The organism is Uliginosibacterium paludis, assembly GCF_039631355.1.
Classification (GTDB): Bacteria; Pseudomonadota; Gammaproteobacteria; order Burkholderiales; family Rhodocyclaceae; genus Uliginosibacterium; species Uliginosibacterium paludis.
Genome location: NZ_JBDIVF010000001.1, coordinates 701,396 through 716,668 on the forward strand (window position 1 = coordinate 701,396; position 15,273 = coordinate 716,668).

General features: G+C 65.7%; 16 protein-coding genes and 1 pseudogene. 10 read left to right on the forward strand and 7 right to left on the reverse strand.

Going from position 1 to position 15,273, the window contains the following annotated elements; all coding sequences use genetic code 11:
- Window positions 1-27 precede the first annotated feature (27 nt).
- From ABDB87_RS03370 to ABDB87_RS03380, 3 genes and pseudogenes are all read right to left on the reverse strand, one after another.
- Window positions 28-351 (reverse strand): annotated as a pseudogene (locus ABDB87_RS03370) (FKBP-type peptidyl-prolyl cis-trans isomerase); the annotation flags it as partial.
- Window positions 352-400: 49 nt separating this feature from the next.
- On the reverse strand, window positions 401-1,033 hold the full coding sequence (gene upp, locus ABDB87_RS03375) for a uracil phosphoribosyltransferase (RefSeq protein WP_345924109.1): 633 nt from the start codon (window positions 1,031-1,033) through the stop codon (window positions 401-403).
- A gap of 39 nt (window positions 1,034-1,072) precedes the next feature.
- Window positions 1,073-1,558, reverse strand: a complete 486-nt coding sequence (locus ABDB87_RS03380; RefSeq protein WP_345924110.1) for a MarR family winged helix-turn-helix transcriptional regulator — start codon at window positions 1,556-1,558, stop codon at window positions 1,073-1,075.
- A gap of 37 nt (window positions 1,559-1,595) precedes the next feature.
- Here ABDB87_RS03380 and ABDB87_RS03385 point away from each other — a divergent pair, with 37 nt between their 5' ends.
- Genes ABDB87_RS03385 through ABDB87_RS03395 form a run of 3 tightly spaced genes read left to right on the forward strand, consistent with a single transcriptional unit; the run spans window position 1,596 to window position 4,685 of the window.
- The gene (locus ABDB87_RS03385) at window positions 1,596-2,777 is read left to right on the forward strand and encodes an aminotransferase-like domain-containing protein (RefSeq protein WP_345924111.1); all 1,182 of its coding nucleotides are present in this window, start codon (window positions 1,596-1,598) and stop codon (window positions 2,775-2,777) included.
- Window positions 2,778-2,820: 43 nt separating this feature from the next.
- Window positions 2,821-3,786, forward strand: a complete 966-nt coding sequence (gene rlmF, locus ABDB87_RS03390) for a 23S rRNA (adenine(1618)-N(6))-methyltransferase RlmF (RefSeq protein WP_345924112.1) — start codon at window positions 2,821-2,823, stop codon at window positions 3,784-3,786.
- Window positions 3,783-4,685, forward strand: a complete 903-nt coding sequence (locus ABDB87_RS03395) for a ketopantoate reductase family protein (protein ID WP_345924114.1) — start codon at window positions 3,783-3,785, stop codon at window positions 4,683-4,685. Before rlmF ends, ABDB87_RS03395 begins: the two co-directional genes overlap by 4 nt.
- Window positions 4,686-4,689: 4 nt before the next feature.
- On the opposite strand, the gene panE is transcribed toward ABDB87_RS03395, so the two are convergent.
- Together panE and secA are read right to left on the reverse strand one after the other, a co-directional pair.
- Window positions 4,690-5,616, reverse strand: a complete 927-nt coding sequence (gene panE, locus ABDB87_RS03400; protein ID WP_345924116.1) for a 2-dehydropantoate 2-reductase — start codon at window positions 5,614-5,616, stop codon at window positions 4,690-4,692.
- A gap of 129 nt (window positions 5,617-5,745) precedes the next feature.
- A complete protein-coding gene (gene secA / locus ABDB87_RS03405) occupies window positions 5,746-8,475 on the reverse strand; it encodes a preprotein translocase subunit SecA (RefSeq protein WP_345924118.1) in 2,730 nt (909 codons plus the stop codon).
- A gap of 154 nt (window positions 8,476-8,629) precedes the next feature.
- Here secA and ABDB87_RS03410 point away from each other — a divergent pair, with 154 nt between their 5' ends.
- Complete coding sequence (locus ABDB87_RS03410) at window positions 8,630-9,079, forward strand: DciA family protein (RefSeq protein WP_345924120.1); 450 nt, start codon at window positions 8,630-8,632, stop codon at window positions 9,077-9,079.
- Between the two features lie 12 nt (window positions 9,080-9,091).
- Here ABDB87_RS03410 and ABDB87_RS03415 read toward each other — a convergent pair whose 3' ends face one another.
- Both ABDB87_RS03415 and lpxC read right to left on the reverse strand, forming a co-directional pair.
- Window positions 9,092-9,280, reverse strand: a complete 189-nt coding sequence (locus tag ABDB87_RS03415; RefSeq protein ID WP_345924121.1) for a hypothetical protein — start codon at window positions 9,278-9,280, stop codon at window positions 9,092-9,094.
- Complete coding sequence (gene lpxC / locus ABDB87_RS03420) at window positions 9,280-10,203, reverse strand: UDP-3-O-acyl-N-acetylglucosamine deacetylase (protein WP_345924123.1); 924 nt, start codon at window positions 10,201-10,203, stop codon at window positions 9,280-9,282. The genes ABDB87_RS03415 and lpxC overlap by 1 nt, the downstream gene beginning before the upstream one ends.
- A 133-nt stretch (window positions 10,204-10,336) precedes the next feature.
- Between lpxC and amrB the strand changes: the two genes are divergently transcribed.
- From amrB to ABDB87_RS03450, 6 genes are all read left to right on the forward strand, one after another.
- The gene (gene amrB / locus ABDB87_RS03425) at window positions 10,337-11,152 is read left to right on the forward strand and encodes an AmmeMemoRadiSam system protein B (RefSeq protein WP_345924125.1); all 816 of its coding nucleotides are present in this window, start codon (window positions 10,337-10,339) and stop codon (window positions 11,150-11,152) included.
- Complete coding sequence (locus ABDB87_RS03430; protein ID WP_345924129.1) at window positions 11,153-11,827, forward strand: alpha/beta hydrolase; 675 nt, start codon at window positions 11,153-11,155, stop codon at window positions 11,825-11,827.
- Between the two features lie 161 nt (window positions 11,828-11,988).
- Window positions 11,989-12,429 (forward strand): putative metalloprotease CJM1_0395 family protein, encoded by a 441-nt coding sequence (locus ABDB87_RS03435; RefSeq protein WP_345924131.1) that lies wholly within the window; start codon window positions 11,989-11,991, stop codon window positions 12,427-12,429.
- Between the two features lie 119 nt (window positions 12,430-12,548).
- Window positions 12,549-13,658 (forward strand): pectinesterase family protein, encoded by a 1,110-nt coding sequence (locus ABDB87_RS03440; protein WP_345924133.1) that lies wholly within the window; start codon window positions 12,549-12,551, stop codon window positions 13,656-13,658.
- 79 nt (window positions 13,659-13,737) lie between these two features.
- On the forward strand, window positions 13,738-14,448 hold the full coding sequence (aat, locus tag ABDB87_RS03445; RefSeq protein WP_345924136.1) for a leucyl/phenylalanyl-tRNA--protein transferase: 711 nt from the start codon (window positions 13,738-13,740) through the stop codon (window positions 14,446-14,448).
- A complete protein-coding gene (locus ABDB87_RS03450; protein WP_345924684.1) occupies window positions 14,448-15,194 on the forward strand; it encodes an arginyltransferase in 747 nt (248 codons plus the stop codon). Before aat ends, ABDB87_RS03450 begins: the two co-directional genes overlap by 1 nt.
- Window positions 15,195-15,273 lie beyond the last annotated feature (79 nt).

The window sequence follows — 15,273 nt, forward strand, 5'->3', positions numbered from 1 at the left end:
CCCCGGCTCGATCTCGAGCAGTTCGACTTCGAACACCAGCGTGGCATTCGGCGGAATCACGCCGCCGGCACCTTCGTCGCCATAGGCCAGATGCGAGGGAATCGTCAGCTTGCGGCGGCCGCCGGGCTGCATGCCCTGCACGCCTTCATCCCAGCCCGGAATCACATGGCCGGCGCCCAGCGGGAAGCCGAAGGGCTCGTTGCGATCCTTGCTCGAATCGAACTTCTCGCCGGTCGTGAGCCAGCCGGTGTAATGCACGCGCACCGAACGGCCGGCTGCTGCGGGCTCGCCGCTGCCGATGACGATGTCTTCATAGATCAGGCCGCTGGCCGTGGTGATGGTTTCGCTCATTGCGTTCTCTCTTGCGGGATGTAGGGCCGCGCAGCAAGCGCGGCGTGGATCACTTGTGGGTGGTGCCGAAGATCTTGTCGCCCGCGTCGCCCAGGCCGGGGATGATGTAGCCGTTCTCGTTGAGATGGCTGTCGATCGCAGCCGTCCAGCAGCGCACGTCCGGATGCGCTTTCTCGATGGCGGCAATCCCCTCGGGGGCCGCAACCAGCACCAGCGCGCGCACGTCCTTGCAGCCGCGGCGCTTGAGCAGGTCGATGGTCGCGATCATGGAGCCGGCGGTTGCCAGCATCGGATCGATGATCAGTGCGGTGCGCTCGGTGAGGTTGCCGACGAACTTCTCGAAGTAGTGCTCCGGCTGCAGGGTTTCCTCGTTGCGGGCCAGACCCACCACCGAAATCTTGGCGCTCGGGATCATGTCCAGCACGCCATCGAGCATGCCCAGACCTGCACGCAGGATCGGCACCACGGTCACTTTCTTGCCCTTGATCTGCTGGATCGTGGCCGGACCGCTCCAGCATTCGATCTCGACCGGAGCGAGTTCGAAATCCGCCGTTGCCTCATAGGCCAGCAGACGCGCGAGTTCGGCAGTGAGTTCGCGGAACTTCTTGGTGGAGATGTCGGCCTCCCTCATGAGACCGATCTTGTGCTGGACGAGGGGGTGTTTGACGGCGATGACGGGCATGGATGCGGCCTTTCTGCGGCGATTGATGCAATCCCGCGATTATGCCTGCTGCGCGCGGCCCCTGCCCGCCAACTCCTTCATGACTTGCCGCCACGCAAGCTCTGCCGCTTCGCCCTTGTCCGCGAACACGCCAGCGAGCAGTTCGCGCTGGGTTTCAGAGAGCCGCGCTTCAAGCGCCACGCCCTCGGCGCTCAGCGAGAGGCAGCGCCCGCGCCGGTCCTGCTCGTCTTCGACCACCGAGACCAGACCCAGCTCGACGAGCTGACGCAGGGGTCCGTGAATGGCCTGCTTGCTCACCCCCAGCGTGAGCAGCAGTTCGCTGACCCGCTGACCCGGCTTGCGTGCCACGAAATACAGGATGCGGTGATGCAACCGGGCAAGCCCGCGTTCGGCCAGGATCGCGTCAGGACGAGCAGTGAAGGCCTTGTAGGCGTGGAAAAACAGCTCGAAGGCCTCGTACCAGGCCTGGGCCTGGTCAGGATCATTTGAGTCAAGTTTGTTGACTTTAACTTCCGGCGCGCTCATATTGGTCAATATACCTGACTTTTCTGGATGCTCCATCATGGCAAGACTGCAACTGGCCCGTCGCACCGAACGCCTGAAATCCTCGCTGGTGCGGGACATTCTCGCGGCGGCCGTGCAGCCCGGAATGATCTCTTTCGCGGGCGGCCTGCCTGCCGCCGACCTCATGCCGGCCCTGCCGCTGGCGGCGACCGCCGACGCGGGACTCTACCAGTACGGCAGCAGCGAGGGCGAACCGGCCTTCCGCGAAGCCGTCGCCGGCTGGATCGGCGAGACCGGCCTCAAGGTGAGTCCGGATCAGGTGCTGGCACTGGCGGGCTCCCAGCAAGGCCTCGATTTCGCCGCCAAGCTGCTGATCGACGAAGGCACGCCAGTGCTCTGCGAAGCACCCAGCTATGTCGCCGCCCTGCAGGTGTTCGAACTGTTCGGCGCGAAAATCCTCGGCGTGCCGCTCTCGGCTGACGGCCCCGACCTCGCCGCCTTCGAAGCCCGCCTGCGTGAAGACCGCCCTCGAGCGGTCTATCTGATCCCCTGCTTCCAGAACCCCTCCGGCGCCTGTTACAGCATGGATGCCCGCCGCGCGGTGGCCGCCCTGCTCGACCGCTACGACACCCTGCTGATCGAAGACGAGCCCTACCGCAGCGTGGCGCTGGACGTCGATCAGCCGATGACGCCGATCTGCGCCCTGCTTGAACGCGCGCCCTGGATCTACCTCGGCTCCTTCTCCAAGATCCTCTGGCCGGGCTGGCGCATGGGCTATCTGGCGGCGCATCCGGCGCTGATGCCCCATCTGGTCCGCCTCAAGCAGGCGGCCGACCTGCACACCCAGCGCCCGGGCCAGATGGCCGTCGCCCACTGGCTGGGCAGCGAAGGCCGCGCGGCCGACCTCGACGGCCTGCGCAGCGGCTACCGCCTGCGCCGGGACGCAATGCAGACAGCACTCCAGCGTCATTTCGGCGACATCGCCGACTGGACGGTGCCGCGCGGCGGGCTGTTCTTCTGGCTGCGCCTGCGCGGCGAACTCGAAGCCACGCGCGCGGTGCTGGATCAGGCCCTGGCACAAGGCGTGGCCTTCATGCCGGGCGAAGCCTTCTTTGCCGAGCCCGAGCTCGGGCGGCAATGCCTGCGCCTGAACTACAGCCGCTCCACACCGGAAGAAATGGAGCGCGGCCTGGCGCTGCTCGCGCGCTGCCTGCACGAACACGCCCTGGCCACCGTCTGAGCAAGCCTGCACGGCAGGCCGCCCGGCCTGCTAAGCTCGCCCCATGTCCGAGAAGAAAATCCCGCCCGCGGTAAAGCATGGCCTGCATCCGCGCAACCTGCATCGCAGCCGTTACGACTTTCCCGCCCTGATCGCCAGCCATCCGGCGCTTGAAGCCTTCGTTCGGCCCAATCCATTCGGCGAGCTGTCGGTCGATTTCGCCAACCCGGCCGCCGTTCGCACGCTCAACGCGGCGCTGCTCGCCCATCACTACGGCATCCGGGACTGGCGCATCCCGGAGGGTTATCTCTGCCCGCCGATTCCCGGGCGGGTGGACTACCTGCACCACCTCGCCGACCTGCTGGCCGAGAGCCATCGCGGCCATCTGCCGCGCGGCGCGCAAGTGCGCGGACTGGATATCGGCACCGGCGCCAATGCAATCTATCCGCTGCTGGGGCATGCGGTGTACGGCTGGCATTTCGCCGCTACCGAGCTCGATCCGCTCGCGGCAGACAATGCCGCCGCGCTATTTGCCGCTAACGCGCGCGACGCCGGGGCCTTCGACCTGCGTCGCCAGCAGCATGCCGATGACATTCTCGCGGCAACCGTCGATTACGACGAGCGCTTCGATTTCAGCCTCTGCAATCCGCCCTTCCATGCCTCGGCTGCCGAGGCAGCCGAGGGCAGCACGCGCAAGCTGCGCAACCTCGGCCGGGAAGCGCCCGGTGCCCCCCGGCTCAATTTCGAAGGGCTGGCGCATGAGCTCTGGTGCAGCGGCGGCGAACGCGAGTTCATCCGCAAGATGATCAACCAGAGCCGACCGCTGGCCGACAACATCCTCTGGTTCAGCACGCTGGTCTCGCGCCAGGAACATCTGCCGCAGATCCTCGGGCAGATCGAACGCATCGGCGCCCGCCAGTGGCGCGTGCTCGACATGGCGCAGGGGCAGAAGATCAGCCGCGCCGTCGCCTGGAGCTTCCACACGCCAGCGCAAGCGCAGCGCTGGGCTCGCGGACGCTGGCGCGCATGAAGATCGGCGTGATGGGCGCCGGCGCGGTCGGCTCCTTCTATGGCGCGCTGCTCGCCCGGGCGGGCCATGAAGTCGTGCTGATCGGCCGTGAAGCCCATGTAGCCGCCATCCGCCAGCAAGGCCTGCAACTGAGCTCGCAGGGCGAAACGCACACCATCCCGCTGCATGCTGACACCTCGCCTGCCGCGCTGGTCGATGCGACGCTGGTGCTGTGCTGCGTGAAGTCGCCCGACACCCTGCAGACCGCACGCGAGATGGGGCCGCATCTGGCGCCTGAGGCCCGGATCCTGAGCCTGCAGAACGGGATCGACAATCTCGCCGCGCTGCGCAGCCTGCTGCCGCACACGGTATCGGCTGCCGTCGTCTATGCCGCAGTCGGCCTCGCCGGACCGGGACAGCTCGAGCATCGCGGTGGCGGCGAGCTGGTCATGGCGGGCGACGCGCTCGACGCAGCCGGCTTTCGCGCGTTCGATGACGCCGGCATCGCGGTGCGGATCAGCCCGGCCATCGAGGAAGAACTGTGGTCGAAGCTGGTGCTGAACTGCGCCTGGAATGCTCTCTCGGCGATCACGCAGATACCTTATCGCGCGCTGCACGCCGCGACGGGTATCGTCGAAACGATGCGCGCGGTGATGAATGAATGCCTCGCGGTCGCGGCAGCGGAAGGCGTGCAACTGGATGCGGCGCTGTGGTCGCGCATCGAGGGCATTGCCGAACGCATGCCGCAGCAGACCTCCTCCACCGCGCAGGATCTCGCCCGCCACCGCCGCACCGAAATCGACTTCATCAACGGCGCCATCCTGCGTCGCGCCGATGCGCATGGCATTCCCGTGCCGGCCAACCGCATGCTGCACGCACTGGTGAAGCTGCTCGAAGACCGGCCCGGCCTGCCCGGCTGAGTCTTCAGCCCGCCAGGCGTTTGCGCTGGGCCTCGTAGGCCAGCAGATGCGCCTGCACCACCCGCAGCAGCGGATAGCTCTGCGCGGGGTCTCCCCGCCTGAGCAGTTCGGACACGATGTGGTCGGCCTCGGTCGGCGCGCCGCGCAGGATGTCCTTGTACATCGAGGCCGTGACCGGCGAGCCGCTCGCCGTGATCATCGCGGTGGTCCGCTCGATGGCCTGGGCCTGGGGCGCATGGCCGTTATGTGCGGCGATCGCACGGCACTCGGCAAACAGCTGCAGCGCAATCTCGGCGCCTCCCGCCACCACGATGTCGCCCACCGTCGCCCGCATCAGGCAGGTCATGCCTGCCAGCGAGGCGATGGTGCACCATTTCTCCCACATCTCCTGGACGATGTCCGGACTGAGGCGTTCATCGAAACGCGCCCGTGCAAACGCTGCGGCCAGCGCTTCCACACGGGGCGAGGTGCCGCCGTCCAGCTCGCCGAAAATCAGGTTGTGCAAGGGCGTGAAATGCTCGATGGCACCTTGCGCATCAAGCGCGGCGGAGATCTGGCACAGCCCCCCGAGCAGGCGCTCGTGTCCGAAGCGCGCGGCCAGCACGTCCAGATGACACAAGCCGTTGAGCAGCGGCAGGATCATGGTCTGCGGACCCAGCGCGGGCTCGATCGCATCCATCGCCGAATCGAGGTCATAAGCCTTGCAGCCCAGCAGCACGACGTCATACTCCGGCGTCAGCGCGTCGGCCTGGACGCATTGTGGCGACGGCAGATGCAGTTCGCCCGCCGGGCTGCGGATGACCAGCCCGGTCTGCGCGATCTGCGCGGCGCGCCGCGGCCGCAGCAGGAAAGTAACGTCTTCACCCGCCTCGGCCAGACGGCCGCCGAAATAGCCACCAAGCGCACCGGCGCCCAGGATCAGGAATCGCATGCTTCCTCCCCTCTCAGCAAAAAAACCGAGTGTGCCACTGCAGCGCCCGGTCGCCGGCAATCCACGCGCAGGCAGAGCGAAAAAAACCGGCCACGCGGGCCGGTTTTTTCGATGCCGGAGGCAGCGTTCTCAGGCGAGCGTGCCGTGGCAGTGCTTGTACTTCTTGCCCGAGCCGCAGGGACAGGGATCATTGCGGCCCACACGCAGGCCGTTGTCTTCAACCGGTACCTGCTTCTTCTCGGCCGTGGCCGCGCTGGCCAGGGCCTCGTCGTAATCGGCATGGTGGTACTGCACGTTTTCAACGCCCGGATGCTGCTCGGCGACTTCCTCGATCTGCTCTTCGGAGCGGATCTGCACGGTCATGAGCAGACGCACGACGTCTTCACGCACACGATCAAGCAGGGCTTCGAACAGCTCGAAGGCTTCACGCTTGTATTCCTGCTTGGGGTTCTTCTGCGCATAGCTGCGCAGATGGATGCCCTGACGCAGATGATCGAGCGCGGCAAGGTGCTCGCGCCAGTGCTGGTCGAGACTGTTGAGCATGACATTGCGCTCGAAGCCAGCCCAGGCTTCCGGATTCACTTCGGCAACCTTGTCGGTGTAGGTCTTGTCCGCCACCTCCAGCACCTTGCGGAGCAGATCCTCATCCGACAGGCTGGTATTGCCCCTGGCCCACTCGACCAGCGGCACATCCAGGCCGTAGCCGGCCTTGATCGCCTTCTCGAAGCCTTCCAGATCCCACTGCTCCTCGACCGACTCGGCCGGCACATGGCTGCGGAAGGTTTCGGCCACCACGCCCTGGCGCATCGCCGAGATGGTTTCGCCGATCTCGTTGGACTCCAGCAGCTCGTTGCGCTGCTGATAGATCACGCGGCGCTGGTCGTTGGCGACGTCGTCGTACTCGAGCAGCTGCTTGCGGATATCGAAGTTGCGCTGCTCGACCTTGCGCTGGGCGGATTCGAGCGAGCGATTGACCATGCCGGCCTCGATCGGCTCGCCTTCGGGCATCTTCAGGCGCTGCATGATGGCCGAAAGCCGCTCGCCGCCGAAGATCTTCATCAGCGGGTCTTCAAGCGAGAGGTAGAAGCGTGACGCGCCGGCATCCCCCTGGCGACCTGAGCGGCCGCGCAACTGGTTGTCGATGCGGCGGGATTCATGGCGCTCGGTGCCGATGATCTTGAGACCACCTGCCGCCAGCACCTGCTCGTGCACCACCTTCCAGGCCGCGCGGGCCTCGGCGACCTTCGCGGCCTTCTGCTCGTCGCTCAGGGCCTCGTCAGCACGGATCGTCGCGATCTGCTTGTCGATGTTGCCGCCGAGCACGATGTCGGTCCCGCGGCCGGCCATGTTGGTCGCGATGGTGATGACGCCAGGGCGACCGGCGTCGGCAACGATCTCGGCTTCGCGGGCATGCTGCTTGGCGTTGAGCACGTTGTGCGGCAGCTTTTCGCGATCCAGCAGGCTGGAGAGCAGCTCGGAAGCCTCGATCGAGGTCGTACCGACCAGCACCGGCTGACCGCGCTCGTGGCAGTCTTTGATGTCCGCAATGATGGCGGCATGCTTCTCGTCAGCCGTGCGGTAGACCAGGTCGTTCATGTCCTTCCGGATCATCGGACGGTTGGTCGGGATCACCACGGTTTCCAGCGCGTAGATCGAATGGAACTCGTAGGCTTCGGTATCGGCCGTCCCGGTCATGCCGGCGAGCTTGCCGTACATGCGGAAGTAGTTCTGGAAGGTGATCGAGGCCAGCGTCTGGTTCTCGGAATTGATCTTCACGCCTTCCTTGGCTTCCACCGCCTGGTGCAGGCCATCGGACCAGCGGCGACCGGTCATCAGGCGGCCGGTGAACTCATCGACGATCACCACTTCGCCGTTCTGCACCACATATTGCTGATCCTTGTGGAAGAGCGCGTGGGCACGCAGCGCGGCATATAGGTGATGGATCAGCAGGATGTTGCCCGGCTCGTAGAGGCTGCTGCCGGCAGGCAGAATGCCCAGACGCTCGAGGATTTCCTCGGCATGCTCGTAGCCCTGCTCGGTCAGCAGCACCTGATGCTGCTTGAGGTCGACCGTGTAATCACCCGGCTTGGTGATGTTGTCGTCCTCGCCTTCCTGAACGGTCAGCAAGGGCGCCACGGCATTCATGCGCACATAGAGGTCGGTGTGATCTTCAGCCTGGCCTGAAATGATCAGCGGCGTACGGGCTTCGTCGATCAGGATCGAATCGACTTCGTCGACGATCGCGTAGTTCAGGCCGCGCTGGGCACGCTGGCCGAGCTCGTAGACCATGTTGTCGCGCAGGTAGTCGAAGCCGAACTCGTTGTTCGTGCCGTAGGTGATGTCGGCAGCGTAGGCCGAGAGCTTCTCGGGCTGCGGCTGCTGAGAATAGATGACACCGGTCGACATGCCGAGGAAGCGATACACGCGCCCCATGCCCTCGGCATCGCGGCTGGCGAGGTAGTCGTTTACCGTGACCACATGCACGCCCTTGCCGGAGAGCGCATTGAGGTACACCGGCAGCGTGGCGGTCAGCGTCTTGCCTTCACCGGTGCGCATTTCGGCGATCTTGCCGTCATGCAGCACCATGCCGCCCACCAGCTGGACGTCAAAGTGACGCATGCCATGCACGCGGACCGCTGCTTCGCGAACCACGGCAAAGGCTTCGGGCAGCAGGGCGTCCAGGGTTTCGCCCTTGGCCAGCCGTGCCTTGAATTCATCCGTCTTGCCGCGCAGCTGCACATCGCTCAGCGCCTGCATCTGCGGCTCGAGAGCATTGATGGCACGCACCTTGTGCATGTACTGGCGAACCAGCCGGTCATTCCGGCTGCCGAACACTTTCTTGAGGAGGCCTGCGATCATGATGAGCGGATTGAGCTAACGCGGCAAAAGGGGCATTCTATCACGCAGCCCCACCCGGCCCGGAGTGCTTTTGCCCGCGGGCCGCACTGTTCGATGTGGCTTTGCGGCGGCGCAAAACCGCGCCAGACCAGCTCCTCACATCGGGTTCAAGCGAATGAAAACAAGCCCCCTCAACAGAATTTTCGGCCGATCGGATGTTCTCGCCCGCCTGCAGGAGCATGCGAACCACCTGATCCGCCTGCAGCGCAAGCTCGATGCCGCCCTGCCCCGCGGCAGCCAGGGGGCGGCCCAGGTTGCGAATTTCCAGAACGGCGAGCTCATTCTGCATGTCGCCTCGCCGGCCATGTCCACCCGGCTCAGGCTGAGTCAGGAAAGCCTCAAGACAGCCCTGCAGATCGCAGGCGAGCCCGTGACGAGCATCAAGGTGAAAGTGCGGGCCAATCCCTTTCGCGGCAATCATTCCGCACAGGAAACGCCCGTGCGACCGATCGGCAAGGGTGGTCGGGACGCCCTGCAGTCGCTCGCTGACGGACTCGGTCAGGACGACCCGCTGGCGCGGGCCCTGCGCCGGATGGTGGATCGCGCGGCGCCGGGTCGTGACTGAGGCCTTGCGCCGTCAGACCAGCGGGACGAGCGCGCGCTCCAGCACGAAGACGATCAGCACAACGACCAGCAGCACCAGACCGTAGCGACACAGACTCCAGGCCCAGCGGAAAAAGTGCGGCTGCCGGGTGAGAAGCCCCAGACCGGCGCACACGCCGATCGCCAGAACCAGCAGCAGACCGGCCGCACGCAGGAGCAGCATCAGGCGAAGGCCAGTTGCGAACGGATCTGGCCGCGCAGGCTCTCGGGCGCCTGGGCCTCGTCCTCGAAGGTCACGATCTCCCAGGCTTCGCGGTCTTCCAGCAACACGCGCAGGATCTGGTTGTTGAGCGCATGGCCGGCCTTGTTCGCCTCGTAATGGGCCAGCAGGGGATGGCCGCAGAGGTAGAGATCGCCGATGGCGTCGAGCACCTTGTGCTTCACGAACTCGTCTTCGTACCGCAGGCCGTCGTGATTGAGCACCCGGTACTCATCCAGCACGATGGCATTTTCCAGGCTCCCGCCCTGGGCGAGCCCCATGCCGATGAGCACTTCGAGATCCTGCACGAAACCGAAAGTCCGGGCGCGCGCCACATCGCGGGTGTAGCTCTGACGGGCGAAATCGATGGTGACCGAGGTCGCGGTGCCGTCAATCGCGGGGTGATTGAAATGGATCGCGAAGCTCAGCTTGAAACCGTCGTGCGGATGCAGGCGGACAAACTTGTCGCCCTCCACATACTCGACCATCTTCTTCACGCGCAGGAAGCGCTTGGGCGCATCCTGCAGCTCGAGTCCGACCGACTGGAGCAGATAGACAAAGGGGGACGCGCTGCCGTCCAGGATGGGGATTTCGGGCGCATCGACATCCACATAGCAGTTGTCGACACCCAGCCCGGCCAGTGCGGACATGACGTGCTCCACCGTGCCGATCTTGGCCGTGCCGTTCTGCAGCCCGGAACACATCCGCGTATCCACCACGGCATAGGGGTCAGCCGGCATCTCGACGGGCGGATCGATATCCACACGGCGGAAGACGATGCCGGTATCCGGCGCGGCGGGGCGCAGGCTCATTTCGACGCGCTTGCCACCATGCAACCCGACACCGGTTGCCTTCACCACAGCCTTGAGAGTCTTCTGTCTGATCACCGCAAATCCCTGATTGCACGACTTGATTGTCTTCGATTCTAGCATCGCGCCTCGTGCTGCCGGGCCGCCCGACCACCCCGCGCGCCCCGTCGTCGTGCCTATAATCAGGATAGTCACCGCTTCCGGACGCATCATGCCTTCCCAGCCCGTTCGCCCGCCGGCCGCTGCCGGCCTGCTCTATCCGGCCGACCCCGCCGCCCTCACGATGCAGATCCACGGCTTGCTGGCCCGGGCCGAACGCCAGCCCGGCCTGCCGCCTCCCAAGGCGATCATCGTGCCGCATGCAGGCTATCTGTATTCGGGCGCGGTCGCGGCAAGCGCCTATGCCATGCTCGAATCGCTCCGCTCGACGGTTCGCCGCGTCATCCTCATCGGCCCGAGTCATCACCACGCCTTTGCCGGCATCGCCATTCCCTGCTGCGCGGCGTTCGAAACCCCGCTGGACCGCACCGAGCTCGACAGCGAAACCATTTTCTCGATCGCCAACGACACCGCCGTCGTCTTCGACGATGCGGCACACGCCCGCGAACACTCACTGGAAGTGCAGTTGCCCTTCCTGCAAACCACGCTGGACCATTTCAAGCTGCTGCCGCTGGCCATCGGCACGGTCACGCCGGAAGCCGTTGCCGCGCTGCTCGACAAACTCTGGGGCGGCCCGGAAACGCTGATCGTCATCAGCTCCGACCTCTCGCACCATCACGATTACCCGCAAGCCTGCGAAAAGGATTCGGACACCATGGACCGCCTGCTCGGCGGCACGGATGAAGTCCTGCAGGATCAGGCCTGCGCCGCTACGGCCATCAATGCGCTGCAGCGTGTGGCCCAGGCCCGCGGCCTGATGCCCCGGGTGCTGGATCTGCGCAACTCCGGCGACACCGCGGGCGAGCGGAATCATGTGGTGGGCTATGCCGCCATCTGCTTCACGCCGGCATTGCGCTACACCCACTGAATGAACACCGCCCCCCTGCACCGGACCGAACTGCGCATCCAGGCGGACCGGGCCTGGCTTGACGCCCTGCTCACCCCGGTGCCGGAGGCCCGCGGGCTGATCCTGCTGGCCCAGCTCCATACGCAGCATCTTGCCGACTCGCGCGAGCACTGCACCGCGGCCGTGCTGCACACGGCCGGATTCAGCACACTGCAGATCAACATGCTGTCCGCCTACGAAGATGCGCGTGACCCCGACCTGCGTTACGACATCAGCCTGCTCGACAAGCGTCTGGCCACCGTGATGCTCTGGATCTCGCATCAGCCGGTGCTCAATCTGCTGCCGCTGGGTCTCTTCGTGACCGACACCATCGCCGCCGCCGCCATCCGCCTTCTGGCGCGCGAGCCGGCCAGTGCCTTTGCGCTGTGCTGCCGCGCCGGCCGGCCCGAGCTGACCGGTGCCGCCCCACTGCGGAATCTCGTCAGCCCCCTGCTGCTGCTCATGCCCGGCGATGAACCGGAGCGACTCGCCGCGAGCCGGCAGGCCTGCTCGCTCCTCCGCGCCCCACATCACTGGCAGGAGTTCGCCGGTGCCAGCGCCGGCTTCATCGAGCCGGGCGCGCTGGATGCAGCCGCCCGCGCGGCCTGCACCTGGTTCAACACCCACCTGCCCGCCCCCGACAGCACGGCCGCCTGAAACCCCCTCGCACCCTGGCGAGACGGAACCGCACGTTCCAGGCTGCAGGCAGGGTGGGCGCCTCTGCGCCTGCTGCGTTGGCTGGGCTCCACATGCTTGATGCGCTTTCCGCTTCGGGCCTTGCAAATACCGGACTGACCACACAGGTCAGCACGAGCGGTTTGCGCACAAAAAACGGCACGCAGACCGCTTCCGGAACGGGGAGCAACCCGGCGGCCACCGAGGCGACCCTCCGCCAGCTGGCCGAAACCGACCGCAAGGTTCGCGCTCACGAAGCCGCGCACCTCGCTGCAGCAGGTGACCTGGCGGTCAGCGGCGCAAGTTTCGGCTACACCCGTGGCCCCGATGGCCGGCAATATGCGGTCTCCGGCGAAGTCAGCATCTCGATTCGCGAAGGACGGGATGCCACCGAAACCCTTCGCCTTGCCGAGCAGGTCCGGCGCGCCGCGCTGGCGCCTGCCGACCCGTCGGGTCAGGACCGCAGCGTGGCCGCACAGGCCGACGCCATGGCCAGCAAGGCGCGCAGCGAACTGTTGCGCCAGCAGTTCGCCTCGACCCAGCCCGGCTCGTCACTCGGCAGCCAGCTCGACACCCACGCCTGAAGCGGGTTGGCGGAGCCCGCTCGTCCAGACTTGCAACTTATGACGTGTTGACCGGTCACATACCGTATCTGGCGCGGTTATGCTCTGCACTCCCCTGATCAACTCGAATGACTCACACGATGAACCCGAAACGCCGCCAGTTCCTGACCCGAACCTCACTGGGCATCGCCGCACTCGGCCTGGGCGCCTGTGCCTCCACGCCCGCCCCTGCCCGTCCGCGCACGGGCCCGGACGCCATCGTCGACGCCGCGTTCACCGGCAAGCCCGGCACGCCGGTCGACGGCAAGCCTGTATTTTCGCGCATCGGCGATGCCCTGGAAGCTGCCGCCAGCGGCTGGCAGATCCTCGTCCGCCCCGGCCGCTACGTGGAGAAGCTGAACGTCTCGCAGTCCGGCATCCATCTTCTCGGCGAAGACCGCGACCGCACCATCCTGAGTTTTGACGCCTACGCCGGCCAGACCCGCCCGGGCGGAACCGGAACCTGGGGCACGGCAGGCAGCGCCACGCTGACCCTGCTTGCGCGCGACTTCACCGCCGAAAATCTCAGCATCGAAAACAGCTTCGATTACCCGGCCAACCTCGCCAAGGGCAGCACCGATCCGACCTACATCCGCAACGCCCAGGCGGTGGCCGTCTACATCGCGGAGCCCGCCGACCGCAGCCTCTTCCGCAACGTGAAGCTCACCGGCTACCAGGACACGCTCTTCGCTCATGCCGGCCGCAGTCTCTTCGAGAACTGCTTCATCAACGGTAACGTCGACTTCATTTTCGGCAGCGGGCAAGCCTGGTTCGAAACCTGCGAGATTTCGGTCCGCAGCGGCGGTCGCAAGCAGAAGCCGATCGGCTGGCTGACCGCCCCCAGCACCCCGATCAGCAAGAAGTATGGCTTCGTCTTCAACCGCTGCCGCATGACGCGCGAAGCAGACGTTCCCGACGCCAGCGTGCGCCTTGGCCGCCCCTGGCATCCGAGTGGCGATCCGGATGCCATCGGGCAGTCCGTCTTCCTCGACTGCTGGATGGATGCCCACATCGCCAGCGAAGGCTGGGACGCCATGAGCTCGACGACAAAGTCCGGCAGCAAGGTGACTTTCCTGCCGGAGGACTCGCGCTTTTTCGAATATCGCAGCACCGGCCCGGGCGCGGCAATCAATCCGCAGCGTCGCCAGCTCGACGAATCGAAGCGTGCAGAGTTCAGCCGGGAAAAGGTACTCGCTGGCTGGCAGGCCTGAGCCCGGCCATGACGGACCGGGATCGCCCTGCCTTCGTTCTGCCCTACAATGAATGCAACCTCGCGGCCCGGCCAAGCGCATGATTCCCTGCCTCCGACCTGATCAGACCCCGCACTTTCCGTCCGTGCATCGCGCGCTGCGCGACCCGGACGGCCTGCTGGCGGCCGGAGGCAGCCTGAGCCCTGACTGGATCCTCACCGCGTACCGGCATGGCATATTCCCCTGGTTCTCGGCCGAAGACCCCATCCTCTGGTGGAGCCCCGATCCGCGCATGGTGCTGGTGCCGGGCGAGGAGCGCATCACCGCTTCGCTGCGCAAGACCCTGCGTCGCGGCCATTACGAAATACGCTGCGACACGGCATTTGCCGATGTCATGGACGCATGTGCCGCCCCGCGGGCCGGCGCGAGCGGCACCTGGATCGTGGAGGAAATGCGGACGGCCTATTGCCGCCTGCACGAACTGGGCTGGGCCCACAGCGTCGAAACCTGGATGGACGGCGAACTGGTCGGTGGTCTCTATGGCATGGCCATTGGCCGCGCCTTCTTCGGGGAGTCGATGTTCCATCGCCGGACGGATGCCTCGAAAATAGCCTTTGCCCATCTGGCGCGCCTGCTTGCCCGGGAAAACTACGCCATACTGGATTGCCAGATGAGCACCGGGCACCTGGCTTCGCTGGGCGCCGTGGAAGTCTCCCGCAGCCATTTCGTGGCCGGGCTTTCCGTCTGGACGCGGCACGCCACACCCGGCCGCTGGCGTCCGGACTTTGCCGCAGCAGACTGGAGCCGATGATGTCCCGGTTGCACGACCTGCCCTATTCCCTGCTCCAGTTCTACGCCACCGCGCCCTACGAGTGCTCCTACATCGCGGGCCGGCAGGCACGCTCCCAGGTCGCCACCCCGGCCCATCTCATCGACACGCTGCTCTACAGCCAGCTGGTGCGGGACGGCTTTCGCCGCAGTGGCATCTATACCTACCGCCCCTGGTGCGACAACTGCCGGGCCTGCATCCCGGTCCGGCTGCCTGTTCAGCAGTTCCAGCCAAACCGAAGCCAGCGCCGCGCCTGGAAACGGCACAAGCATCTTGATGCCATCGAATGCAAGCTGGGCTTCTCGGAAGAGCACTTCGATCTCTACCGGCGTTATCAGCACAGCCGCCACGAAGGCGGCGGCATGGATCAGGATGACCGGGAGCAATACGCGCACTTCCTGCTCGACAGTCAGGTCGACACGCGCCTGGTCGAATTCCGCGAGCAGGGCACGCTGCGCATGGTCAGCCTGATCGACTGCCTCGCCGACGGTCTTTCGAGCGTCTACACCTTCTATGACCCTGACATTCCCGGCGCCAGCCTCGGGACCTATGGCATCCTGTGGCAGATTGCCAGCTGCGCCATGATCGGGCGCCCCTATCTCTATCTGGGCTACTGGATCCGGGACTGCAACAAGATGAATTACAAGCAGCGCTTCCTGCCGCTTGAAGGTCGCGTCGAGGGTCAGTGGCGACTTCTGACCGAGCAGGACTACATCGAGCTCGGCTGAGCGCGGAGTCTCTGACGCAAGCGTCGGCAGCAAGATGGTAAACCTGTATTTTTTTACCCCTCTCTGCCAGACAAATACG